The organism is Allobacillus halotolerans, assembly GCF_018967645.1.
Taxonomy (GTDB): Bacteria; Bacillota; Bacilli; order Bacillales; family Alkalibacillaceae; genus Allobacillus; species Allobacillus halotolerans.
Window position 1 is genome coordinate 21,145 of record NZ_JAHLZF010000012.1, and the last position, 24,783, is coordinate 45,927.

General features: G+C 42.2%; 31 protein-coding genes. All 31 read left to right on the top strand.

Annotated features, from left to right (window positions below):
• Positions 1 to 113 precede the first annotated feature (113 nt).
• A complete protein-coding gene (gene rpoB, locus KQ486_RS08930; RefSeq protein WP_216687412.1) occupies positions 114 to 3,662 on the top strand; it encodes a DNA-directed RNA polymerase subunit beta in 3,549 nt (1,182 codons plus the stop codon).
• 53 nt (positions 3,663 to 3,715) lie between these two features.
• Positions 3,716 to 7,333 carry a DNA-directed RNA polymerase subunit beta' gene (gene rpoC, locus KQ486_RS08935; protein WP_274236558.1) on the top strand — a complete coding sequence of 1,206 codons (3,618 nt, stop codon included), beginning with the start codon at positions 3,716 to 3,718 and terminating at the stop codon, positions 7,331 to 7,333.
• 111 nt (positions 7,334 to 7,444) lie between these two features.
• Positions 7,445 to 7,696 carry a ribosomal L7Ae/L30e/S12e/Gadd45 family protein gene (locus tag KQ486_RS08940; RefSeq protein WP_216687413.1) on the top strand — a complete coding sequence of 84 codons (252 nt, stop codon included), beginning with the start codon at positions 7,445 to 7,447 and terminating at the stop codon, positions 7,694 to 7,696.
• A 100-nt stretch (positions 7,697 to 7,796) separates the two neighbouring features.
• Positions 7,797 to 8,210, top strand: a complete 414-nt coding sequence (gene rpsL / locus KQ486_RS08945; protein ID WP_144163611.1) for a 30S ribosomal protein S12 — start codon at positions 7,797 to 7,799, stop codon at positions 8,208 to 8,210.
• A gap of 37 nt (positions 8,211 to 8,247) precedes the next feature.
• Positions 8,248 to 8,718, top strand: coding sequence for a 30S ribosomal protein S7 (gene rpsG, locus KQ486_RS08950; RefSeq protein ID WP_144163612.1), 471 nt, complete (start codon positions 8,248 to 8,250; stop codon positions 8,716 to 8,718).
• A 50-nt stretch (positions 8,719 to 8,768) separates the two neighbouring features.
• Positions 8,769 to 10,847 carry an elongation factor G gene (gene fusA / locus KQ486_RS08955; RefSeq protein ID WP_216687414.1) on the top strand — a complete coding sequence of 693 codons (2,079 nt, stop codon included), beginning with the start codon at positions 8,769 to 8,771 and terminating at the stop codon, positions 10,845 to 10,847.
• A 124-nt stretch (positions 10,848 to 10,971) separates the two neighbouring features.
• Entirely contained in the window at positions 10,972 to 12,162 is a 1,191-nt protein-coding gene (tuf, locus tag KQ486_RS08960; RefSeq protein ID WP_144163614.1) for an elongation factor Tu, read from the top strand.
• A 738-nt stretch (positions 12,163 to 12,900) separates the two neighbouring features.
• Positions 12,901 to 13,209 (top strand): 30S ribosomal protein S10, encoded by a 309-nt coding sequence (gene rpsJ, locus KQ486_RS08965; RefSeq protein ID WP_144163584.1) that lies wholly within the window; start codon positions 12,901 to 12,903, stop codon positions 13,207 to 13,209.
• A 20-nt stretch (positions 13,210 to 13,229) separates the two neighbouring features.
• Entirely contained in the window at positions 13,230 to 13,856 is a 627-nt protein-coding gene (gene rplC, locus KQ486_RS08970; protein ID WP_144163583.1) for a 50S ribosomal protein L3, read from the top strand.
• Positions 13,857 to 13,884: 28 nt separating this feature from the next.
• On the top strand, positions 13,885 to 14,508 hold the full coding sequence (rplD, locus tag KQ486_RS08975) for a 50S ribosomal protein L4 (RefSeq protein WP_144163582.1): 624 nt from the start codon (positions 13,885 to 13,887) through the stop codon (positions 14,506 to 14,508).
• On the top strand, positions 14,508 to 14,798 hold the full coding sequence (rplW, locus tag KQ486_RS08980) for a 50S ribosomal protein L23 (RefSeq protein WP_144163581.1): 291 nt from the start codon (positions 14,508 to 14,510) through the stop codon (positions 14,796 to 14,798). The genes rplD and rplW overlap by 1 nt, the downstream gene beginning before the upstream one ends.
• Positions 14,799 to 14,831: 33 nt before the next feature.
• A complete protein-coding gene (gene rplB / locus KQ486_RS08985) occupies positions 14,832 to 15,665 on the top strand; it encodes a 50S ribosomal protein L2 (RefSeq protein ID WP_144163580.1) in 834 nt (277 codons plus the stop codon).
• A 45-nt stretch (positions 15,666 to 15,710) separates the two neighbouring features.
• Complete coding sequence (gene rpsS, locus KQ486_RS08990; protein WP_144163579.1) at positions 15,711 to 15,989, top strand: 30S ribosomal protein S19; 279 nt, start codon at positions 15,711 to 15,713, stop codon at positions 15,987 to 15,989.
• Positions 15,990 to 16,008: 19 nt separating this feature from the next.
• On the top strand, positions 16,009 to 16,353 hold the full coding sequence (gene rplV / locus KQ486_RS08995) for a 50S ribosomal protein L22 (RefSeq protein ID WP_144088750.1): 345 nt from the start codon (positions 16,009 to 16,011) through the stop codon (positions 16,351 to 16,353).
• A 3-nt stretch (positions 16,354 to 16,356) separates the two neighbouring features.
• A complete protein-coding gene (gene rpsC, locus KQ486_RS09000) occupies positions 16,357 to 16,998 on the top strand; it encodes a 30S ribosomal protein S3 (protein WP_144163577.1) in 642 nt (213 codons plus the stop codon).
• Between the two features lie 18 nt (positions 16,999 to 17,016).
• Positions 17,017 to 17,451 (top strand): 50S ribosomal protein L16, encoded by a 435-nt coding sequence (gene rplP, locus KQ486_RS09005; RefSeq protein WP_144163576.1) that lies wholly within the window; start codon positions 17,017 to 17,019, stop codon positions 17,449 to 17,451.
• Positions 17,441 to 17,638 carry a 50S ribosomal protein L29 gene (rpmC, locus tag KQ486_RS09010; RefSeq protein ID WP_144088753.1) on the top strand — a complete coding sequence of 66 codons (198 nt, stop codon included), beginning with the start codon at positions 17,441 to 17,443 and terminating at the stop codon, positions 17,636 to 17,638. The genes rplP and rpmC overlap by 11 nt, the downstream gene beginning before the upstream one ends.
• Positions 17,639 to 17,666: 28 nt before the next feature.
• Positions 17,667 to 17,930, top strand: coding sequence for a 30S ribosomal protein S17 (gene rpsQ, locus KQ486_RS09015; RefSeq protein ID WP_144163575.1), 264 nt, complete (start codon positions 17,667 to 17,669; stop codon positions 17,928 to 17,930).
• Between the two features lie 40 nt (positions 17,931 to 17,970).
• A complete protein-coding gene (gene rplN, locus KQ486_RS09020) occupies positions 17,971 to 18,339 on the top strand; it encodes a 50S ribosomal protein L14 (protein WP_144163574.1) in 369 nt (122 codons plus the stop codon).
• Positions 18,340 to 18,377: 38 nt separating this feature from the next.
• Entirely contained in the window at positions 18,378 to 18,689 is a 312-nt protein-coding gene (rplX, locus tag KQ486_RS09025; RefSeq protein ID WP_144163573.1) for a 50S ribosomal protein L24, read from the top strand.
• Between the two features lie 26 nt (positions 18,690 to 18,715).
• Positions 18,716 to 19,255 carry a 50S ribosomal protein L5 gene (gene rplE, locus KQ486_RS09030; protein ID WP_144163572.1) on the top strand — a complete coding sequence of 180 codons (540 nt, stop codon included), beginning with the start codon at positions 18,716 to 18,718 and terminating at the stop codon, positions 19,253 to 19,255.
• Positions 19,256 to 19,281: 26 nt separating this feature from the next.
• Positions 19,282 to 19,467, top strand: a complete 186-nt coding sequence (locus tag KQ486_RS09035) for a type Z 30S ribosomal protein S14 (protein ID WP_144088758.1) — start codon at positions 19,282 to 19,284, stop codon at positions 19,465 to 19,467.
• A 30-nt stretch (positions 19,468 to 19,497) separates the two neighbouring features.
• Positions 19,498 to 19,896 (top strand): 30S ribosomal protein S8, encoded by a 399-nt coding sequence (rpsH, locus tag KQ486_RS09040; RefSeq protein ID WP_144163571.1) that lies wholly within the window; start codon positions 19,498 to 19,500, stop codon positions 19,894 to 19,896.
• A gap of 28 nt (positions 19,897 to 19,924) precedes the next feature.
• The gene (gene rplF / locus KQ486_RS09045) at positions 19,925 to 20,461 is read left to right on the top strand and encodes a 50S ribosomal protein L6 (RefSeq protein WP_216687415.1); all 537 of its coding nucleotides are present in this window, start codon (positions 19,925 to 19,927) and stop codon (positions 20,459 to 20,461) included.
• A gap of 32 nt (positions 20,462 to 20,493) precedes the next feature.
• Complete coding sequence (gene rplR / locus KQ486_RS09050) at positions 20,494 to 20,856, top strand: 50S ribosomal protein L18 (RefSeq protein WP_144088761.1); 363 nt, start codon at positions 20,494 to 20,496, stop codon at positions 20,854 to 20,856.
• A gap of 27 nt (positions 20,857 to 20,883) precedes the next feature.
• Positions 20,884 to 21,387, top strand: a complete 504-nt coding sequence (rpsE, locus tag KQ486_RS09055) for a 30S ribosomal protein S5 (protein ID WP_144163569.1) — start codon at positions 20,884 to 20,886, stop codon at positions 21,385 to 21,387.
• 12 nt (positions 21,388 to 21,399) lie between these two features.
• Positions 21,400 to 21,582: a 50S ribosomal protein L30 gene (rpmD, locus tag KQ486_RS09060; RefSeq protein ID WP_144163568.1), complete on the top strand. Its 183-nt coding sequence runs from the start codon at positions 21,400 to 21,402 to the stop codon at positions 21,580 to 21,582.
• 29 nt (positions 21,583 to 21,611) lie between these two features.
• Positions 21,612 to 22,052 carry a 50S ribosomal protein L15 gene (gene rplO / locus KQ486_RS09065; RefSeq protein ID WP_144088764.1) on the top strand — a complete coding sequence of 147 codons (441 nt, stop codon included), beginning with the start codon at positions 21,612 to 21,614 and terminating at the stop codon, positions 22,050 to 22,052.
• Positions 22,052 to 23,344: a preprotein translocase subunit SecY gene (gene secY, locus KQ486_RS09070; RefSeq protein WP_144163567.1), complete on the top strand. Its 1,293-nt coding sequence runs from the start codon at positions 22,052 to 22,054 to the stop codon at positions 23,342 to 23,344. The genes rplO and secY overlap by 1 nt, the downstream gene beginning before the upstream one ends.
• A gap of 33 nt (positions 23,345 to 23,377) precedes the next feature.
• Positions 23,378 to 24,028: an adenylate kinase gene (locus KQ486_RS09075; protein ID WP_144163566.1), complete on the top strand. Its 651-nt coding sequence runs from the start codon at positions 23,378 to 23,380 to the stop codon at positions 24,026 to 24,028.
• Complete coding sequence (gene map / locus KQ486_RS09080) at positions 24,029 to 24,775, top strand: type I methionyl aminopeptidase (protein WP_144163565.1); 747 nt, start codon at positions 24,029 to 24,031, stop codon at positions 24,773 to 24,775.
• Positions 24,776 to 24,783: the final 8 nt, after the last annotated feature.

Below are 24,783 nucleotides of genomic sequence, written 5' to 3' on the forward strand. Positions count from 1 at the left end.
TTTTATTTTTACTTAAGCTCTTTCTGAAGGATCCTCTCCGGTGAATGTGGAGGTTCATCAGTTAGGATGGAAGAGCCCTTTCTTTTAAATCTGGTAGTTGAGGGGTGAAGCAGTTGTTAGGTCAACTAGTCCAATATGGTCGACACCGCCAGCGTAGAAGTTACGCGCGAATTAGTGAAGTTCAAGAGCTTCCTAACTTAATTGAAATTCAAACCGCTTCGTATGATTGGTTTTTAGAAGAAGGTTTGAAAGAAATGTTCAGAGATATTTCACCGATTGAAGATTTCACCGGTAATTTATCTTTGGAGTTTGTGGATTATAGTTTAGGTGAGCCTAAATATCCATTGGATGAAGCGAAAGAGAGAGACGTGACATATAATGCCCCGTTGCGGGTGAAAGTTCGTCTGTTGAACAAAGAGTCTGGGGAAGTGAAAGAGCAAGAGGTCTTTATGGGTGATTTCCCATTAATGACTGAAAACGGCACATTTATCATCAATGGTGCAGAACGTGTTATCGTTTCCCAACTTGTGCGTTCGCCAAGCGTTTATTTCAATGACAAAATTGATAAAAACGGTCGCAAAGGTTACACATCAACCGTTATTCCAAGCCGTGGTGCATGGTTGGAAATGGAGACGGACGCGAAGAATGTTGTTCATGTGCGAATTGACCGAACCCGCAAATTGCCGATTACGGTCCTATTGCGTGCACTTGGATTCAGCTCAGATGAAGAAATTATCGATCTGATCGGTGATAACGAGTATCTACGCAATACGTTAGATAAAGACAACACTGAAGACAGCGACAAAGCGTTAATAGAAATTTATGAAAGATTACGTCCTGGAGAGCCACCGACTGCTGAAAACGCACGCAGTTTATTGTTCTCTCGCTTTTTTGACCCGAAACGCTATGATTTAGCACGGGTAGGACGTTATAAAATGAATAAAAAGCTTCATATTAAAAATCGTTTATTCAACCAAGTGTTGGCTGAAACGATTGCAGATGAAGAAACAGGTGAAGTGCTCGCTCGAAAAGGCGACAAGTTGAACCGTCGTCTCTTGGATCAATTGATTCCTTATTTAGAGAAGGAAGAAGATCCAGTTGGTGAGAAAATCTTGGAGCCACAGGACGGCGTGCTGGATGAACCGGTCAAAGTCCAATCCATTAAAATTTTCGATCCGACCGACCCAGAGGGCGAAAGAACATTAAATGTGGTAAGTAATGGAAATGTCAGCCAAGACATTAAACATATTACGTACGAAGACATTTTAGCTTCCATCAATTATTTCTTTAATATCTTGCATGAAGTCGGAAACACAGACGACATTGACCATTTAGGGAATCGTCGTTTGCGTTCTGTTGGCGAACTGCTTCAAAACCAGTTCCGAATCGGTTTATCAAGAATGGAACGTGTTGTTCGTGAGCGAATGTCCATTCAAGATAGTGAGTCGATCACGCCACAGCAGTTGATCAATATCCGACCAGTTATTGCGTCCATTAAAGAGTTCTTTGGAAGTTCTCAGTTATCGCAGTTTATGTATCAAACAAACCCATTGGCTGAATTGACGCATAAACGACGTCTTTCGGCGTTAGGGCCTGGTGGTTTGACGCGTGAACGTGCTGGTTTTGAAGTACGTGACGTTCACTATTCTCACTATGGTCGTATGTGTCCGATTGAAACGCCAGAAGGTCCGAATATTGGGTTGATTAACTCATTGTCCTCCTTTGCGCGTGTGAATCCGTTTGGTTTCATCGAAACACCATATCGAAGAGTCGATCATGACACAGGGATAGTTACTATGAAGACTGACTATCTAACAGCAGACGAAGAAGATAACTACATCGTTGCGCAAGCAAACGCACCATTGAACGATGATGGAACGTTCCAGAATGAAGAAGTCATTGCTCGTTTCCGTGGTGAAAACATAGTGGTCGACCGTGATCAAATCGACTATATGGACGTTTCACCAAAACAAGTTGTATCAGCTGCGACAGCCTGTATTCCATTCCTGGAAAACGATGACTCAAACCGTGCCTTGATGGGTGCAAACATGCAACGTCAGGCTGTTCCATTGCTAAGCGCTGAAGCACCTTTAGTCGGAACAGGTATGGAATATGTATCTGGAAAAGACTCCGGGGCTGCCGTCATCAATAAGTATGATGGAATTGTTGAAAAAGTAGATGCGAAAGATATTTACGTTCGTCGTATTTCTGAAGTGGACGGTAAAGAAGTAGAAGGCGATTTAGATCATTATCGCTTACAGAAATTCATCCGTTCTAACCAAGGAACTTGTTACAATCAAAAGCCGATTGTCTCTAAAGGCGACCGCGTCGTAAAAGGTGAAATCCTTGCTGATGGTCCATCCATGGACAATGGTGAACTGGCACTCGGTCGAAATGCTCTAGTCGCATTTATGACATGGGATGGATATAACTACGAGGATGCGGTCATCATGAGTGAACGCTTCGTGAAGGACGACATATTTACTTCGATTCATATTGAAGAGTTTGAATCGGAGGCTAGAGATACCAAGCTTGGACCGGAGGAAATCACTCGTGATATTCCGAACGTTGGAGATGAAGCACTGAAAAACTTGGATGAAGACGGAATTATCCGCGTCGGTGCTGAAGTTATTGATGGCGATATCCTCGTTGGAAAAGTAACACCAAAAGGAATGACAGAGCTATCTGCTGAAGAGCGATTACTACATGCCATCTTTGGAGAAAAAGCTCGTGAAGTTCGTGACACGTCACTACGTGTGCCGAATGGCGGTGGCGGAATCGTTCATGATGTGAAAGTGTTTAACCGTGAAGACGGTGATGAACTTTCTCCAGGTGTGAACAAACTCGTTCGGGTGTATATCGTTCAGAAACGGAAGATTTCAGAAGGGGATAAAATGGCCGGTAGACATGGTAACAAAGGTGTTATTTCCAAAATTCTACCTGAAGAAGATATGCCATTCATGCCAGATGGCACCCCGGTAGACGTTATGTTGAACCCACTTGGTGTACCATCGCGTATGAATATCGGTCAGGTTCTTGAGCTTCACTTAGGAATGGCTGCTCGAGAAATGAACATCCATGTTGCGACCCCGGTATTCGACGGAGCAAATGAAGAAGATGTATGGGAAACCATGACAGAAGCCGGCCTTTCCAGGGACGGAAAAACAGTTCTTTATGACGGTCGTACTGGTGAAGCATTTGATAACCGTGTTTCTGTCGGAGTCATGTACTTGATTAAACTTGAGCACATGGTAGATGACAAATTGCACGCTCGTTCCACTGGACCATATTCCTTGGTCACACAGCAACCACTTGGTGGTAAGGCGCAATTTGGTGGACAGCGTTTCGGTGAGATGGAAGTTTGGGCATTAGAAGCATATGGTGCCGCATACACACTACAAGAAATCTTGACCGTTAAATCCGATGACGTCGTTGGTCGTGTACAGACATACGAAGCGATTGTCAAAGGTGAAAATCTACCAGAACCAGGTGTACCAGAATCCTTCCGTGTCTTGATCAAAGAGCTTCAAAGTCTTGGAATGGATGTCAAGATGCTGACAGATGAGCAAAATGAAATCGACATGAGAGATTTAGAAGATGATGAGCAAGCTGGCGAACAGCTGAATGTCGATATAGAGCATAAAGAAACGTCAGATGAATAAAGCCAGAAGATAAAACCCACCTATCGTAGGATAAAATAAGGGAGGTAGGCTCCTTGATTGATGTCAATAAATTTGAGTTTATGAAAATTGGTTTAGCCTCACCGAATAAGATCCGTTCTTGGTCTTACGGTGAAGTGAAAAAACCAGAAACAATTAACTATCGTACACTAAAGCCTGAAAAGGACGGTCTTTTCTGTGAGCGAATTTTTGGGCCGACAAAAGATTGGGAATGTCATTGTGGAAAATACAAACGAGTTCGCTATAAAGGTGTCGTTTGTGACCGCTGTGGCGTTGAAGTTACAAAATCAAAAGTACGAAGAGAGCGCATGGGGCATATTGAGTTAGCTGCCCCTGTCTCTCACATTTGGTATTTCAAAGGAATTCCAAGCCGTATGGGTCTTGTGTTGGACCTATCTCCACGTGCTTTGGAAGAAATTATTTACTTTGCTTCTTATGTTGTCACAGAGCCAGGTGATACACCTCTCGAAAAGAAACAGTTGCTTTCAGAAAGAGAATATCGCACTTATTATGATAAGTACGGTAAGATCTTTAAGGCACAGATGGGTGCGGAAGCCATCCGTAAACTTCTTCAAGATATCGATCTGGAGAAGGAAGTTCATGACTTAAAAGAAGAGTTGAAAACAGCGCAAGGTCAAAGACGTACGAGAGCCATCAAGCGATTAGAAGTTCTTGAATCATTCCGTAATTCAGGAAACGATCCATCCTGGATGATTTTGGATGTCTTACCGATCATACCACCGGAACTACGTCCAATGGTTCAGTTGGATGGTGGCCGATTTGCGACGTCTGACTTAAACGATTTATACCGCCGGGTTATTAACCGGAACAACCGTTTGAAAAGATTGTTAGATCTTGGTGCTCCATCTATTATCGTTCAAAACGAAAAACGGATGCTCCAAGAATCGGTGGATGCCCTCGTTGATAATGGTCGTCGCGGTCGCCCGGTTACTGGACCAGGAAACCGTCCGTTAAAATCTCTCTCTCATATGTTGAAAGGGAAGCAAGGGCGTTTCCGTCAAAACTTGTTAGGTAAACGTGTTGACTATTCCGGACGTTCGGTAATCGTCGTTGGTCCGAACTTGAAGATGTATGAGTGTGGCTTGCCGAAAGAAATGGCGATTGAATTATTCAAACCATTTGTTATGCGTGAACTCGTCAAACGTGGGTTGGCTCACAACATTAAGTCAGCAAAACGAAACATTGAACGTTTACGTCCAGAGATCTGGGGCGTGTTAGAAGATGTAATCAAAGAACATCCGGTCCTATTGAACCGTGCACCGACACTGCACCGTTTAGGGATTCAAGCTTTTCAGCCGAAATTGGTTGATGGTCGTGCGATTCGATTGCACCCACTCGTTTGTACAGCTTATAACGCTGACTTTGATGGGGACCAAATGGCTGTTCACGTGCCGCTTTCACCGGAAGCACAAGCAGAAGCGAGAATTCTTATGCTTGCAGCGCACAACATCTTGAATCCAAAAGACGGAAAACCAGTCGTTACACCATCTCAAGACATGGTATTAGGAAACTACTACTTGACGCTTGAGAGAGAAAACGCACTTGGTGAAGGTTTTGTATTTGGTAATGCAGATGAAGCAAGACTCGCTTATGATAACGGGTATGTTCATTTACACAGCCGGATTGCAATTGATGCAGGTTCATTGAAGAACCCTAAGTTCACGGAAGAGCAAAACAAGAAGTTGTTGCTGACAACAGTCGGTAAAATAATTTTCAATGATATTTTGCCGCCGACGTTCCCTTACATGAATGAACCGACAAAATCGAATCTACATGATGGTCTTGAGGATCATCACTTTATCGGTAAAGATGCAAATGTAAAGGAAGCACTAGCAGAACGCGAACTGAACTTACCATTCAAAAAAGGTATTCTGGGAGATATCATCGCAGAAGTCTTTAAGTTTTATAAACTCTCTGAGACGTCTAAGATGCTTGACCGTATGAAAGACTTAGGCTTTAAGTATTCTACGAAAGCCGGACTTACCATTGGAGTTTCAGATATCGTTGTCCTGGCAGATAAAAATGAAATCTTGGATGAAGCACAAGGAAAAGTAGATAACGTACAAAAGCAGTTCAAGCGTGGTTTGATCACGGATGGCGAACGTTATGATCGCGTCATTCAAATTTGGACAGATGCCAAAGATGTCATTCAAGAAAAATTAATGAAGTCCTTGGAACCATTAAACCCGATCTTTATGATGAGTGATTCGGGTGCACGTGGTAACCCATCTAACTTCACGCAGCTCGCGGGTATGCGTGGTCTGATGGCTAACCCATCTGGACGAATTATCGAACTCCCGATCAAATCGAGCTTCCGTGAAGGACTAACGGTCTTGGAGTACTTTATTTCCACGCACGGTGCACGTAAAGGTCTTGCGGATACCGCGCTGAAAACAGCCGACTCTGGTTACTTGACACGTCGCTTAGTGGATGTTGCACAAGATGTAATCATTCGCGAAGAAGATTGTGGTACCGACCGTGGCATGACCGTTTCCACTATTCAGGAAGGAAACGAAGTCATTGTTCCTTTAGGAGATCGGTTAGTCGGAAGAACGGCGTTCAGAGCTGTGAAACACCCAGAGACGGGTGAGGTCATTGTTCAACGTAACGAATTGATCACTGAAGATATTTCCGCTGAGATTTTAGAAGCGGGCATCGAATCGGTAACAATCCGTTCTGTATTCACATGTAACACACAGCATGGTGCTTGTAATAAGTGTTACGGACGGAATATGGCAACAGGTGACCAAGTGGATGTTGGTGAAGCAGTTGGTATCATTGCAGCTCAATCCATCGGTGAGCCAGGTACTCAGTTAACGATGCGTACCTTCCACACAGGTGGGGTTGCAGGTGATGATATCACACAAGGTTTACCGCGTATCCAAGAAGTATTTGAAGCGCGTAACCCGAAAGGTAAAGCGATCATCACAGAAATCAAGGGAACTGTAACGGATATTAATAGTGAAAAAGATAAAAAAGAAATCATTGTACAAAGTGATGTCGAAACAAAGACTTACACAACACCGTACAATGCACGCATCAAGGTAGAAGTTGGAGACGCCGTAGAACCTGGAGAGGCGTTGACGGAAGGTTCAATCGATCCGAAAGAATTGATTGTTGTCCAAGGCACACAAGGCGTACAGGAATACTTGCTCAAAGAAGTTCAAAAAGTATACCGTATGCAGGGTGTTGAAATCAGTGACAAGCATATTGAAGTCATGGTCCGTCAAATGCTTCGTAAAGTTCGTGTGAATGATGCCGGCGAAACAGAATTGCTTCCTGGTTCACTCATGGAAGTTAACCAGTTCAAAGAAGCCAACCAAGAGGTGCTGTTGGAAGGTAAACAACCAGCAACAGCCAAACCAGTCATTCTTGGTATTACGAAAGCATCACTAGAAACGGATTCCTTCTTGTCTGCCGCATCTTTCCAAGAGACAACACGGATCTTGACAGATGCTGCGATCAAAGGTAAATATGATGAATTGCTCGGATTGAAAGAGAACGTCATCATCGGTAAACTTGTCCCTGCAGGTACGGGATTACAGAGATACCGACGCCTAGAAGCTGAAAAAGATGAAGCTTTCCAAGAAACAGAAGAAGAAAACTTAGAAGAAGAAACACAAGAAATATAAAGTTTGAGGCACCTTGAAAAAGATTGAGGTTATCATTGACAACATTTTTAGACAGTGATAATATATTCAAGGTGCTTCATACTAATGTTGTTACTTTGGAGGATTGCGAGAATGTCTTATGAAAAAGTAGCAGAAGCTAAAAATAGTTTAGTCATTGGAGCGAAACAAGTACAAAAAGCCATGAGAGATGGCGAAGTACAAGAGGTCGTTGTTGCAGAAAATGCTGAACGACGCGTAACAGATCATATACTGCTTACTGCTGACCAAATGAATGTACCCGTTGTGTTTGTCGACTCGATGAAACAATTGGGGAAAGCAAGCGGTATTGAAGTAGGCGCAGCTACAGTGGCAATCAAAAAATAAACTTTGCACGACCTGTTCGTGTTAAGTTTTGTTTTTTGCTAAATGATGAACCACCTGGATGTGTGGGATTGCAAAACGAGATGAGAAGGGAGGAAACAACATGCCAACAATTAACCAATTGGTGCGTAAAGGACGTCAATCTAAAACAAAAGGATCCGATTCTCCGGCTCTAAATAAAGGTTTCAACTCGTTCAAGAAAAAGTTCACGGATAACAATGCTCCACAAAAACGTGGTGTGTGTACACGTGTTGCTACCATGACTCCTAAAAAGCCAAACTCAGCACTTCGTAAATATGCACGTGTTCGTTTGTCTAACCAGATTGAAGTAACAGCTTACATTCCTGGAATTGGACACAACTTACAAGAACACAGTGTTGTGCTAATTCGCGGTGGCCGTGTAAAAGACTTGCCAGGTGTACGTTATCATATCGTACGTGGCGCGTTGGACACTGCCGGTGTTGAAGGACGTAAACAGAGTCGTTCCAAATATGGCGCGAAAAAAGCCAAAAAATAAGTAACAAAAATAAACACTGAGGAAAGGAGGAGTAGCTATGCCACGTAAAGGAGCCGTACCAAAAAGAGATGTGCTACCAGATCCGATTCATGAATCGAAGCTAGTAACACGTCTAATCAACCAAATCATGGTTCATGGTAAAAAAGGTGTTGCCCAGAAAATTCTTTATAATGCATTTGACCTTGTCGGTGAACGCACTGGCCAAAACCCAATGGACGTATTCGAAGAGGCAATGAAAAATGTCATGCCTGTTCTTGAAGTTCGTGCTAGACGTGTTGGTGGGTCTAACTACCAAGTACCAATGGAGGTTCGCCCAGAACGCCGTCAAGCATTAGGTTTGCGTTTTATCGTAAACTATTCAAGACTTCGCGGTGAAAAAACCATGGAAGAGCGTCTTGCAAATGAAATCATGGATGCAGCCAATAATACAGGTGCAGCAGTGAAACGTCGTGAAGAAATGCATAAAATGGCTGAAGCCAACAAAGCATTCGCACACTATCGCTGGTAAAAATCATTTAATAAAAAAACATAGCAGTTATGCAGAAAGGAGAAATGATTATGCCAAGAGAGTTCTCCTTAGACAGATATCGTAATATCGGAATCATGGCACACATTGATGCCGGTAAAACTACTTGTACAGAAAGAATTCTTTTCTATACTGGTAGAATTCATAAACTCGGAGAAACTCACGAAGGTGCATCCCAAATGGACTGGATGGACCAGGAGCAGGAGCGTGGAATCACGATTACCTCTGCTGCGACAACAGCTCAGTGGAATGACCATCGGATCAATATTATTGATACTCCAGGACACGTTGACTTTACAGTAGAAGTTGAACGTTCCCTACGTGTTCTTGATGGTGCAGTAGCACTGTTAGATGCACAGTCTGGAGTTGAGCCACAAACAGAAACAGTATGGCGCCAAGCAACAACTTATGGCGTACCGCGTGTTGTATTTATTAACAAAATGGATAAAGTGGGGGCTGACTTCCTTTATTCCGTAGGTACATTGAAAGAGAGATTGGGGGCAAATGCTCACCCAGTCCAGCTACCAATCGGTGCTGAAGACCAATTCGAAGGAATTATCGATTTGGTTGAGATGAAAGCTTATATCTATGAAGATGACCTAGGTACGAAAGCATCAAACACTGAAATTCCTGATGAATATAAAGAACAAGCGCAGGAATACCGCGATAGCCTAGTTGAAGCTATTTCAGAACTTGACGAAAACCTTATGGATAAGTATTTGGAAGGTGAAGAAATCACCAAAGAAGAATTGAAAGCAGGAATTCGTCAAGCTACTGTAGACGTTGAATTCTATCCAGTATTTTGTGGATCAGCATTTAAAAACAAAGGTGTTCAGCTTCTACTAGATGGTGTAGTTGACTACTTGCCATCTCCATTGGATGTACCTCCAATCCAAGGTTTCGATAAGAAAACCGAGGAAACTGTTGAGCGTAAATCTGATGACAACGAGCCATTCTCAGCTTTGGCATTTAAAGTTATGACTGACCCTTATGTTGGTAAGTTGACATTCTTCCGTGTATACTCAGGAACATTGTCTAGTGGTTCATACGTTCAAAACACAATCAAAGACAAACGTGAGCGTGTTGGACGTATCCTTCAGATGCATGCGAACCACAGAGAAGAAGTTGACACTGTATATGCAGGAGATATTGCTGCAGGTGTAGGTTTGAAAGATACTGGTACAGGTGAAACACTATGTGCTGAGAAAAGTGAAGTTATCTTGGAATCAATGGACTTCCCTGATCCAGTTATCGGTGTAGCCATTGAACCAAAATCAAAATCCGACCAAGATAAAATGGGTATCGCTCTAGCGAAACTTGCTGAAGAAGATCCAACGTTCAAAACGGAAACAAATGATGAAACTGGACAAACAATCATTCACGGTATGGGTGAACTTCACCTAGATATCATCGTTGATCGTTTGAAACGTGAATTCAAAGTTGATGCACAAGTTGGTGCACCACAAGTTGCTTACCGTGAAACGTTCCGTGCTTCTGCAAATGCTGAAGGTAAGTTCGTACGTCAGTCTGGTGGACGTGGACAGTTCGGTCACGTTTGGATTAAATTCGAACCAAACGAAGAAGGAGCTGGCTTCGAATTCGTCAACAATATTGTTGGTGGGGTTGTTCCTCGTGAATATATCCCCGCTGTTCAAGCCGGAATCGAAGAATCATTGGAAAACGGTGTACTTGCCGGATATCCATTAGTCGATGTGAAAGCAACACTATATGATGGTTCTTACCACGATGTTGACTCTAACGAAACTGCCTTTAAAGTAGCCGCATCAATGGCTCTTAAAGAAGCTAAAAACAAATGTCAACCAGTTCTATTGGAACCAATGATGAAAGTAGAAGTTGTTGTTCCTGAAGAATATATGGGCGACATCATGGGTGATGTTACTTCCCGTCGTGGCCGTGTAGAAGGAATGGGTAGCCGCGGAAACGCATCTGTCGTTAACGCATTCGTCCCACTTTCTGAAATGTTCGGTTACGCAACAGCACTTCGTTCAAACACGCAAGGACGTGGAACGTTCACTATGTACTTCGATCACTATGAAGAAGTTCCAAAATCGATTTCTGAAGAGATCATTAAGAAAAATAGTGGACAATAATTGATTTTTATCATTAAATCACTTATAAAAGTATTGTAAGTTGTTGTCTTTTGGTATAATGCCAAAAGGCAACCTGACAATATAAATACAAAAAACTTTTATTTCATTTAAGGAGGAAATATAAATGGCTAAAGAAAAATTCGACCGTTCCAAGCCCCATGTGAACATTGGTACTCTTGGACACGTTGACCACGGAAAAACTACTCTAACTGCAGCAATCACTACTGTACTTCATAAGCATTTCGGTGAAGGTTCTGCAATGGCTTATGACCAAATCGACGGTGCACCAGAAGAAAAAGAACGTGGAATCACAATCGCGACTTCTCACGTTGAATATGAAACTGCAAACCGTCACTATGCACACGTTGACTGCCCAGGACACGCAGACTATGTTAAAAACATGATCACTGGTGCTGCTCAAATGGATGGTGCGATCCTAGTTGTATCTGCAGCTGATGGTCCAATGCCACAAACTCGTGAGCACATCTTGCTTTCTCGCCAAGTTGGCGTACCAGCATTCGTTGTATTCTTGAACAAAACTGACCAAGTTGACGACGAAGAGTTACTAGAACTAGTTGAAATGGAAGTTCGCGACCTACTAAGCGACTATGACTTCCCTGGTGACGACATTCCAGTTGCTCAAGGTTCTGCTCTTAAAGCACTAGAAGGTGACGAAGAGCACGAAAAAGCAATCCTTGACCTTATGGAAAAAGTAGACGACTACATTCCAAACCCAGAGCGTGACACTGACAAGCCATTCATGATGCCTGTTGAGGACGTATTCTCAATCACTGGCCGTGGTACAGTTGCGACTGGTCGTGTAGAGCGTGGTCAAGTATCTGTTGGTGACGAAGTTGAAATCATCGGTCTTGCCGAAGAAGCTTCTAAAACAACAATCACTGGAGTTGAAATGTTCCGTAAGCTTCTAGACTATGCTGAAGCTGGAGACAACATCGGTGCGCTTCTACGTGGTGTATCCCGTGAAGAAATCAACCGTGGCCAAGTACTAGCTAAGCCTGGTTCAATCACTCCACACACAAACTTCAAAGCTGAAGTTTATGTTCTATCAAAAGACGAAGGTGGTCGTCATACACCATTCTTCTCTAACTACCGTCCACAGTTCTACTTCCGTACAACTGACGTGACTGGTGTTATCCAATTGCCAGAAGGCGTTGAAATGGTAATGCCTGGTGACAACGTTGAAATGGACGTTGAACTAATCTCCCCAATCGCGATTGAAGAAGGAACTAAATTCTCAATCCGTGAAGGTGGACGTACAGTAGGCGCTGGCGTTGTAGCGTCTATCCAAAAATAATAATTGTATATGTTACAAACACCGCTGATCCAGTTGATGGATGAGCGGTGTTTTTTTATCTTTCAATAGATAGAAGACTCCATACTCTAAAACACGAAAACGTTTTAGGAGTAGTTCAAGCTACAGTTCTCAGAAAGAAGAAAGATTGATCGCGAAGTTCTTATATAGGTTCTATACCCTCGAACGAGCCAGAAATGACCCCGGAAAGTCCTATAGGAGGGTTCTATACCCTCGAACTAGTCAGAAAAAAAGTCGGAAAGTCCTATAGGAGGGCTCTATACCCCCGAGCGAGCCAGAAAAAAAGCCGGAAAGTCCTATAGGAGAGCTCTATACCCTCGAACGAGCCAGAAAAAAAGCTAAAAAGTCTTATAGGGATACTCTATACTCCCCTTCGAAAGATCAACACAATTTAAATCGTAATTGCCTACTAAAAAGACACGAAAAACATAATCGAAAACTATTTGTATTCTCTTCATTCCATTAACAAAAAAACATCTGCAAACCCCTTGAAATCAATCAAATATCTCTGTATAATAGCAAAGGTATTTGCAACAGAAAGAATTCTAGTTTTTCCTTGCAATCAAGGCTTGAATTCATTATAATTAGTAATGTTGCAGAAAAACCAAGGCGATGAAGCGAAAGGTTGCTGAAACACCCGGCCCCTTTGCCATGGCGGATGTTGAGGAAATTTTCGCAGAGTATGTCTGTTTTAATATAGGCGAAAAAGGAGGGAAAGTAATGGCAAATGAAAAAATACGTATTCGTTTAAAGGCTTATGATCACAGAGTTTTAGATCAGTCAGCTGAGAAAATCGTTGAAACAGCAAAACGTTCAGGTGCGGAAGTATCAGGTCCAGTACCATTACCTACAGAGCGTGCTGTTTACACTGTTTTGCGTGCCGTACACAAGTACAAAGACTCTCGTGAGCAATTCGAGATGCGCACACATAAACGGTTAATCGACATTTTGAGCCCAACACCACAAACAGTGGATTCATTAATGCGTTTAGATTTACCATCTGGCGTTGATATCGAAATTAAATTATAAATTTTTAGGAGGTGTAACGGATGGCGAAAGGAATCTTAGGACGTAAAGTCGGCATGACACAGCTTTTCGCAGATAACGGTGAATTAATCCCAGTTACTGTCATTCAAGCTGAAGGTAATGTCGTACTTCAAAAGAAAACCGAAGAAAATGATGGCTACAATGCAATCCAAATCGGTTTCACAGACAAAAAAGAAAATCGTTCGAACAAAGCTGAGAAAGGTCATGCTGAGAAAGCGAGCACGAACCCTAAGCGCTTCGTTCGCGAAATCCGTAACGTAAATCTTGACGAGTATGAAGTAGGTCAAGATCTAAGTGTGGATGTATTCGAAGCAGGAGAAAAGGTGAACGTAACTGGTACTTCCAAAGGGAAAGGTTTCCAGGGTTCCATCAAACGTCACAATCAATCACGTGGACCTATGACACACGGTTCTCACTACCACCGTGGACCAGGTGCAATGGGTGTTATTGACCCAATGCGTGTATTCAAAGGCAAAAAACTACCAGGTCAAATGGGTAAAGAAACAGTAACAATCCAAAACTTAGAGATTGTTAAAGTGGATACTGAAAACAACTTAGTCCTTGTAAAAGGAAATGTTCCAGGTCCTAAAAAATCTTACGTACAAATTACTGGTGCAGATCAGGCGTAACAAATAACGAATGAAGGGAGGAAATGTCATGCCTAAAGTAGCACTATATAACCAAGCGGGATCAGAAGTAGGCAGTGTAGAACTTGCTGAGAACGTATTTGGTATTGAGCCGAACAAAACTGTTCTTCACGATGCTGTCATTATGCAGCGAGCTTCTATGCGTCAAGGAACGCATAAAGTTAAGAACCGTTCAGAAGTAAGAGGAGGAGGCCGCAAACCGTGGCGCCAAAAAGGAACTGGCCGTGCGCGTCAAGGTTCCATTCGTTCCCCACAATGGGTTGGTGGCGGAACTGTATTTGGTCCAACTCCAAGAAGCTATAGCACAAAATTACCGAAGAAAGTACGTCGTTTGGCAATTCGCTCAGCTTTAGCTACAAAGGTAAATGAAGAAAGCATTTACGTTTTGGAAGACTTAAAGCTAGAAACGCCAAAAACAAAAGATGTCATTAATCTTTTAGGTAATTTGAATGTTGATGGAAAAGCATTAATCGTAACAACAGAAGAAGATGAAAACGTTGTGCGTTCCGCAAACAATATTAAAGGCGTTGAAGTTCTAACAGTAACTGAATTAAACGTACTTGACGTATTGAAGCATGACACGCTTCTTATTACGAAAGAAGCAGCTGAAAAAGCAGGGGAGGTGCTTGCATAATGAAAGACCCACGAGATATTATTAAGCGCCCGGTAATTACAGAGCACTCTGCGGATTTAATGGCTGATAAAAAGTACACTTTTGAAGTATCACCAAAAGCGAACAAAACAGAAATTAAACATGCCGTAGAATTAATCTTTGACGTTGAAGTTGTAAAAGTAAACACAGCAAATAAAAAAGGTAAATTCAGAAGAATGGGTCGTCACGGAGGCTATCGTCCGAATACGAAAAAAGCCGTCGTTACATTGTCTGAAGACAGTAAAGATCTAGATTTCTTTGAAGGTGCCTAAACTTTAAATCGAATTTAAAAGGAGGGAAATATGATGGCGATTAAAAGATATAAACCGACAAGTAACGGTCGTCGTAACATGAGCACATTGACAAATGATGAAATTACGACTTCTACACCTGAAAAAACTCTCTTGTCTCCACTCAAGAAAAGAGCTGGACGTAACAACCAAGGGAGAATGACGGTTCGTCATCAGGGTGGTGGACATAAACGTCAGTACCGCGTAATTGATTTCCGTCGTAACAAAGATGGTATACCAGGACGCGTTGCTACGATCGAATATGATCCGAACCGCTCAGCAAATATAGCTTTAATCCATTATGCAGATGGTGAAAAACGATATATACTTGCACCGAAAACACTTAAAGTAGGTCAAGAAATTATGTCTGGTGAAACAGCTGACATTAAAGTAGGTAACGCATTACCACTTAACAAAATGCCAGTTGGTACAACAATTCACAACATTGAATTGAAACCAGGCCGCGGCGGACAACTTGTTCGTTCTGCAGGGTCACAAGCTCAAATTCTTGGGCGTGAAGACAACAAGTATGTACTTGTTCGTTTGTCTTCTGGAGAAACAAGAATGATCTTGGGTACTTGCCGAGCAACAATTGGTCAAGTCGGAAACATTGAACATGAATTAACTCGTGTTGGTAAAGCTGGACGTAGTCGCTGGAAAGGTATTCGTCCAACAGTACGTGGTTCTGTTATGAACCCTAGCGATCACCCACACGGTGGTGGTGAAGGACGTGCACCAATCGGTATGCCATCTCCAGTTACACCTTGGGGTAAACCGACACTTGGACTTAAAACACGTAAACGTAACAAAGCTTCAGACAAATATATCGTGCGTCGTCGTAAGAAATAACGATGAAAAGCAACAAGTTGCTTAGTCACGAAGGGAGGTTTATTTATGGGTCGTAGTTTGAAAAAAGGACCTTTCGCAGATGATCATCTGATGAAAAAAGTCGAAGAGCTAGATAACAATAATAAAAAGCAAGTGATCAAGACATGGTCTCGTCGTTCTACCATCTTCCCACATTTCGTAGGACACACTTTCGCAGTGTATGATGGACGTAAACATGTACCAGTATATGTCACGGAAGATATGGTCGGTCACAAACTAGGTGAGTTTGCACCGACACGTACGTACAGAGGTCATGCTGGTGACGATAAGAAAACAAAACGCTAGTTGAGAGGAGGTTTGCATGATGCAACAAGCTAAAGCCGTAGCTAAAACTGTCCGTATTGCTCCTCGTAAAGCTCGTTTAGTCGTTGATTTAATTCGAGGAAAACAAGTAGGCGAAGCTATCGCAATTCTTAAGCACACGAACCGTGCTGCTTCACCGATTGTAGAAAAACTTATTTACTCTGCTGTCGCAAACGCAGAGCATAACTATGAAATGGATACGGATTCGTTGATCGTATCAGAAGTATATGTCAATGAAGGTGTCACATTAAAAAGATTTCGTCCGCGCGCACAAGGTCGTGCTACAGCAATCAATAAACGTACCAGCCACATCACAGTAGTGGTAACAGAACAAAAGGAGGGATAGTTCGTGGGTAACAAAATCAATCCTCATGGTCTTCGTGTAGGAATCATCCGTGATTGGGACTCTAAATGGTTCGCAGAAAAAGATTACGCTGACTTATTGCATGAAGATATCATGATCCGTGATTATATCGAAGAACGCTTAGCTGATTCATCTGTATCAAACGTTGAGATCGAAAGAGCAGCAAATCGAGTGAATATCTCAATCCACACATCTAAACCAGGAATGGTGATCGGTAAAGGTGGATCTGAAGTTGACGCTTTACGTACAAAGCTAAGCAACATGACAGACAAGAAAGTTCACATCAATATTGTAGAAGTTAAAAAACCTGACCTTGATGCAACACTAGTTGCTCAAAATATTGCTCGTCAATTGGAGAACCGTGTTTCATTCCGTCGTGTACAAAAGCAATCCATTCAACGCGCAATGCGTGGGGGAGCTAAAGGAATCAAAACAATGGTTTCCGGTCGTTTAGGCGGAGCAGACATTGCTCGTGCTGAATATTACAGTGAAGGAACAGTACCACTACACACACTTCGTGCAGATATCGATTATGGAACTGCTGAAGCTGACACTACTTATGGAAAACTCGGTGTTAAAGTGTGGATTTACCGTGGTGAGATCCTTCCAACAAAAAATGAAAACTAAGGAAGGGGGATTAGCAATATGTTAATGCCGAAGCGTGTAAAATACCGTAAACCACATCGCGTGAGCTTAAAAGGTCGTGCGAAAGGTGGAACTGAAGTAGCATTTGGAGAATATGGCCTTCAAGCTCTTGAAGGTGAATGGATCACAAGTCGACAAATTGAGGCTGCCCGTATTGCAATGACTCGTTACATGAAACGTGGCGGTAAAGTTTGGATTAAAATCTTTCCGGACAGACCGAAAACAGCTAAACCTCTTGAGGTTCGTATGGGTTCCGGTAAAGGGTCTCCTGAATCTTGGGTAGCGGTTGTAAAACCTGGAAAAATCTTATTTGAGATTGCGGGAGTCGACGAAGAGGTTGCTCGCGAAGCACTTCGTCTTGCGTCTCACAAACTTCCTATCCGTACTAAGTTTGTAAAACGTGAAGAAATTGGTGGTGAAAGCAATGAAAGCTAATGAAATTAGAGAACTAACCACTGCCGAAATTGAACAAAAAGTAAAATCTTTAAAAGAAGAACTCTTTAACCTACGTTTCCAATTAGCAACAGGACAGCTTGAAAATACGGTTCGTATCCGTGAAGTCAAAAAATCCATTGCTCGATTGAAAACAGTAATCCGTGAAAGAGAAATCGGCGTTAATTAATTGACAATTGAGAGGAGGTCAACCTCAAATGAGTGAACGCAATAACCGTAAAGTTTACAGTGGTCGTGTTGTTTCTGACAAAGCAGACAAAACAATCACTGTTGTGGTAGAAACGTATAAATTCCATCCGTTATATGGAAAGCGCGTTAAGTATTCAAAGAAATTCAAAACTCATGACGAAAATAACCAGGCGAAAACTGGTGACGTTGTGCGTATTATGGAAACACGTCCGTTATCCAAAACGAAACGTTTCCGTTTGATCGAAGTAACAGAAGAAGCTGTAATTATATAATAGTTCGCTCGGATTGAATCCGAAGGGAGGTTTCATTGATATGATTCAACAGGAAAGCCGTTTAAAAATTGCTGACAACTCCGGAGCTCGTGAAGTTCAAGCGATCAAGGTTCTTGGTGGTTCAGGCCGTAAGACAGCGAACATTGGTGATATCATCGTATGTTCCGTTAAGAACGCTACACCAGGAGGCGTTGTCAAAAAAGGCGAAGTAGTAAGAGCAGTAATTGTACGTTCAAAAAGCGGTGTTCGCCGTAAGGACGGTTCTTACATCCGTTTCGATGAAAACGCGGCAGTGATTGTTCGTGATGATAAGAGTCCTCGAGGCACACGTATTTTTGGACCAGTAGCTCGTGAACTACGTGACAACAAATTCATGAAAATTGTTTCACTAGCTCCAGAAGTTTTATAAAAAAAGAAATTAGACCCTTCAAGGGAGGTGCACGATTCATGCATGTAAAGAAAGGCGATAAAGTAGTCGTTATTTCCGGTAAAGATAAAGGTAAAGAAGGAACGATTCTAGAAGCGTACCCTAAAAAAGAACGTGTTTTGGTTGAAGGCGTCAATTATGTTAAAAAACACGCACAGCCTTCTCAAGATAATCCACAAGGTGGAATTTTGACAATCGAAGCACCAGTTCATGTTTCGAACGTTATGCCAGTCGATCCGAAAAGTGGCCAACCAACACGTGTTGGATATGAAGTGAAAGACGGTAAAAAAGTTCGTATCGCAAAGAAATCGGGCGAAGCTTTAGATAAATAGTCTAGCGGCGAAAGGAGGGCTACAGAATGAATGAATTAAAAAGAAAATACAAGGAAGAAGTCGTTTCTAACTTAGTTGAAAAATTCAATTACAGTTCAGTAATGCAAGCACCGAAAGTTGAGAAAATCGTGATCAACATGGGTGTCGGTGATGCAGTTCAAAATTCAAAAGCACTTGATAACGCAGTTGAAGAACTTGCAACACTATCAGGTCAAAAACCAACAGTTACACGTGCCAAAAAATCGATTGCAGGTTTTCGTCTACGTGAAGGAATGCCAATTGGTGCCAAGGTAACACTTCGTGGAGAGCGCATGTATGATTTCCTCGAAAAGCTAATCGCTGTATCCTTGCCACGTGTGCGTGACTTCCGCGGAATCTCCAACAAAGCATTTGATGGTCGTGGAAACTACACGCTTGGTGTAAAAGAGCAATTGATCTTCCCAGAAATTGATTACGATAAAGTAAATAAAGTTCGTGGAATGGATATCGTAATTGTGACAACTGCTGAGACAGATGAAGAAGCCCGTGAACTTCTTACGCAATTCGGAATGCCGTTCAAACAATAACATGAACGTAAAAAGGAGGATAAATCGTGGCGAAAAAATCAATGATTGCTAAACAAAAACGCAAACAGAAATATTCAGTTCGTGAATATTCACGTTGCCAACGTTGTGGACGTCCACATTCAGTAATCCGTAAATTTAAGCTATGCCGAATTTGTTTCCGTGACTTAGCTCACGCAGGACAAATCCCAGGCGTCAAAAAAGCTAGCTGGTAAACCCCATTGTAGGGAAGGAGGTAAAATCTAATGGCAATGACAGATCCAATTGCAGATCTTTTGACTAGAATCCGTAATGCGAACGTGGCTCGCCATGATCAACTGGAAGTTCCTGCTTCCAACTTGAAAAAAGAGATTGTAGATATCTTGAAGCGAGAAGGTTTCATTCGTGATTTTGAATATATTGAAGACAGTAAACAAGGTGTATTGCGCCTATTCTTGAAATATGGCCAAGACAATGAGCGTGTAATCACTGGTATTAAGAAAATCAGTAAACCAGGACTTCGTGTTTATGTGAAAGCAGACGAACTGCCTCGCGTATTAAACGGACTTGGCATCGCTGTTGTTTCAACTTCAAAAGGTGTTTTGACAGATAAAGAAGCTCGTCAGCAAGCAGTCGGCGGCGAAGTATTAGCATACGTTTGGTAATAGAAAGTGTAGTCAGGAGGTGGAATATATGTCACGTATCGGTTTTAAACCACTTGAATTGCCAGAAGGCGTTGAAGTTAAAGTGGATGGACTTACAGTTAATGTAAAAGGACCTAAAGGTGAATTGTCCCGTACGATTCATGAAGATATGATCATCAACATCGAAGACAATCAACTAGTTGTTGAGCGTCCAAGTGAAAGTAAGCTACACCGTTCCTTGCATGGTACGACTCGTACGATCGTTGCCAACATGGTAGAAGGTGTCACAAACGGCTTCCAAAAAGCACTTGAGATCAATGGTGTTGGTTACCGTGCACAAATGCAAGGTAATAAACTAATCGTTAACGCTGGATATTCTCATCCAGTTGAAGTAGACCCGATGGAAGGCATCGAAATTGAATGCCCTACAAACACAAAAATTGTTGTTAAAGGGATCAATAAAGAGAAAGTCGGCGCAACTGCAGCAAATATTCGCGCAATCAGAACACCTGAACCTTATAAAGGAAAAGGTATTCGTTATGAAGGCGAATATGTACGCCAAAAAGAAGGTAAAACTGCGAAATAACTTCCGTTAAGAGACAGAAAGGAGTGACTTAAATGATTACGAAGCAGGATAAGAATGCAACTCGTAAAAAACGTCATTATCGTTTGCGCCGTGACCTTACCGGCACTGCCGAGCGTCCGCGTTTAAACGTATACCGTTCAAATAAACACATTTATGCTCAATTAATCGATGATACAGCAGGCAAAACCTTAGCAAGTGCCTCTACTGTCGACCCGGAATTGAAATTGGATGCAACAGGTAATGTTGAAGCAGCTCAAAAAGTTGGTGAACTTCTCGCGAAGCGTGCGACTGATGCGAATCTAAAATCTGTCGTATTTGACCGTGGAGGTTACCTTTATCACGGACGCGTAAAAGCTTTAGCGGATGCAGCTCGTGAAAATGGGTTGGAATTTTAAACGTGATCGTAAAAGGAGGGAAATGAATTGAGTAAACAAATCGACGCAAGCAAGCTTGACATTGAAGAACGTGTAGTAACAATCAACCGTGTAGCGAAAGTTGTGAAAGGTGGTCGTCGTTTCCGTTTCACAGCACTCGTTGTCGTGGGAGATAAAAATGGCCATGTTGGCTTCGGTACAGGTAAAGCACAAGAAGTACCTGATGCGATTAAAAAAGCGATTGAGGATGGCAAAAAGAACTTGGTACGTGTACCAATCGTCGGCACAACGATTCCTCACCAAATTCATGGTCAGCTAGGCGCTGGAAACGTCCTTTTGAAACCAGCTACTGAAGGTACAGGGGTTATTGCTGGTGGACCTGTTCGTGCTGTATTGGAACTTGCTGGTGTAGGAGATATCCTTTCTAAATCATTAGGTTCAAATACACCTATTAACATGGTTCGTGCAACAATCCAAGGATTGAGTGAACTAAAAACGGCCGAACAAGTAAGTAAATTACGTGGTAAGTCAGCCGAAGAACTGAAAGGATAAGGAGGGATTTACATGGCTAAACAATTAGAAATTACCCTCACACGGAGTGTCATTGGAAGCAAACAAGACCAACGTAGAACAGTTGAAGCACTTGGGCTGAAAAAAAGACAACAAACTGTCGTTCGTGAGGATACACCAGTTGTTCGCGGAATGATCAATAAAGTATCCCATCTTGTTCAAGTGAACGAAAAATAACAAGAGTTTTTCAAAGAGGAGGTGCTCGAATGAAACTTCATGAATTAAAAAGTACTGAAGGTTCCCGTAAGAAAAGAAACCGTGTAGGTCGTGGAATGGCTACAGGAAACGGTAAAACTTCAGGCCGTGGACATAAGGGACAGAATGCACGTTCCGGAGGCGGCACACGTCCTGGATTCGAAGGCGGGCAATTACCGTTGTTTCAACGCCTTCCAAAGCGTGGATTCACAAATATTCACCGCAAAGAGTATGTCATTGTTAATTTAGAAACATTAAATAGATTTGATGAAGGTGTGGAGGTAACTCCAGAACTTCTACTTGAAGAAGGTATTGTCAGTAAGTTGAAAGCAGGCGTGAAAGTTCTAGGCAACGGTAGCTTAGATAAAAAATTGACTGTTAAAGCGCATAAATTCTCTGCTTCGGCGAAAGAGGCAATCGAAGCTGCAGGCGGTCAAACTGAGGTGATCTAATGTTCAGCACATTTATCAATATGTTTCGCGTAGCTGACATTCGCAGTAAAATTCTCTTCACCTTAGGTGTGCTCATTATTTTCCGTTTAGGAACTTTCATTCCTGTTCCTTTTACGGATAAAAATGCGTTGACGATGATGGATGAGGTAAACTCATTTGGGTTTATCGATACATTTGGTGGAGGAGCGTTGAGTCAGTTTTCAATCTTCGCAATGGGTGTGTTTCCTTACATTACAGCGATGATTATTATGCAATTGCTCCAAATGGACGTTGTACCGAAATTTACGGAATGGCGAAAACAGGGAGAGCAAGGCAGAAAGAAGTTGACTCAAGTTACGCGTTACGGAACAGTTGGTTTAGCTTTCCTTCAAGGAATTGGTATGTCTGTCGGTTTCAATGCGATGACAAACGGATCATTGATCCAGAATCCAAGCATCATGACTTACTTTGTCATAGCAATCGTATTGACTGGCGGTACGACTTTCTTGATGTGGTTAGGAGAGCAGATCACTGAATATGGGGTAGGGAACGGGATTTCCATCCTCATCTTTGCTGGTATCATTGCCGGATTCCCGAATGCAATTAACCAGCTCTTTGAACAGTATATTTCAGGTGCAGGCGACCAGTTATTTATTAATATTGCAATCTTGGCAATTATATTACTCGTCGTCGTTGCGATTATTGTTGGTGTCATATTCATCCAACAAGCGTTGCGTAAAATACCAATACAGTATGCGAAGCGCACGGTTAATCGTTCACCTGTTGGAGGACACTCCGCACATTTGCCATTAAAAGTAAATGCGGCAGGCGTCATTCCAATTATCTTTGCAATTTCATTTGTCATTGCACCTCAGACCGTAGCAGGATTTTTTGAAGGAAATGAATTTGCCTCAACGGTTCAATATATATTTGATTACACTCAACCAATTGGTATGGTTATATACGTCGGTTTGATCATTGCCTTTACGTATTTCTACACATTTGTTCAAGTTAACCCTGAGCAAATGGCAGAAAACTTACAAAAGCAAGGTGGTTATGTACCTGGCATTCGACCTGGTAAAAACACCGAAACATATTTGACTCGAGTCATTTATCGTTTAACTTTTGTCGGAGCACTGTTCTTAGCAGTCGTTTCTATCTTCCCGATCATTCTAGGCAGTGTTGCAAACCTTCCAGCAGCCGTCCAAATTGGCGGAACAAGCTTACTCATCGTCGTCGGTGTCGCACTGAATACGATGAAACAGCTGGAGAGCCAGTTGGTAAAACGACACTACCGAGGCTTTATAAAATAAGTTTCATTAGAATGTGAGAGCGAGGGGAAAGGTATGAATCTAATTTTGATGGGCTTGCCAGGTGCCGGAAAAGGTACTCAAGCGGAGAAAATCGTAGAAAAATATGCAATCCCTCATATTTCAACTGGAGATATGTTCCGTTCTGCGATCAAAGAAGGAACAGCGTTAGGAAATGAAGCAAAAACGTACATGGACAAAGGCGAATTGGTTCCTGACGAAGTAACCATAGGAATTGTTAAAGAACGTCTATCAAAACCGGACTGTGAAAAAGGATTTCTATTAGATGGATTTCCTCGTACAGTGGCTCAAGCTGAAGCACTCGAAAGATTGTTAAATGAGTTGAATACAAAACTCGATTATGTATTGCATGTTAAAGTTCCAACTGAAAAGTTGATTGAACGATTAACAGGGCGACGCATATGTCCGACTTGTGGAGCAACATATCATGTGGAATTCAATCCACCGAAGCAAGAAGGCATTTGTGATCATGACGGTACTGAACTCATTCAGCGAGAAGATGACCAACCGGAAACAGTGAAAAACCGTTTGGACGTGAATATCGAACAAACACAACCTTTGTTGGATTTCTATGAAGATAAAGGTTATCTAGTTGCTATTGATGGTGATCAAGATATTGATGAAGTTTTTAATCAAATCGACGATACTATCGGAGGCTTGGCCTAAATGATTATTTTAAAGACACCACGTGAAATTGAATTGTTGCGTCAAGCTGGAAAAATTGTTGGATTAACACACCAAGAGCTGAAGAAACATATTAAGCCAGGTGTGACAACAAAAAAACTAGATGACATTGCTGAAAAGTATATACGCAGTATGGATGCACTACCATCTTTTAAAGGATATAATGGCTTTAAAGGGAGTGTCTGTGTTTCAGTCAATGAAGAACTTGTACATGGTATTCCAAGCGACCGTGAGTTGAAAAATGGTGACATTGTCACATTGGACATCGGCGCAGATTATAAAGGATATCATGGCGATTCGGCTTGGACATATGCTGTCGGAGAAATTGACGAAGAAACGCAAAAGCTCCTCGAGGTCACTGAAGCATCTTTGTTTGAAGGATTAAGCGTAATTGCTCCCGGAAAACGTCTGACCGATATTTCACATGCCATTCAATCCTATGTCGAACCGTACGGCTACACCATAGTACGGGAATATGGAGGCCATGGGGTCGGCCAAGACCTTCATGAAGACCCACACATCTCGAATTTTGGCCCACCAAACAAAGGACCGCGTTTGAGAAAGGGTATGGTGCTGGCCATCGAACCAATGGTTAACCTCGGTGAACGATATGTTCGCACGCTGGAAGATGGTTGGACAGTCGTTACGGAAGATTCTAAGAACTGCGCACATTTTGAGCATACGATCGCAGTGACAGAGGATGGCTATGAAATTTTAACAAAAGCTTAGATCAAGTG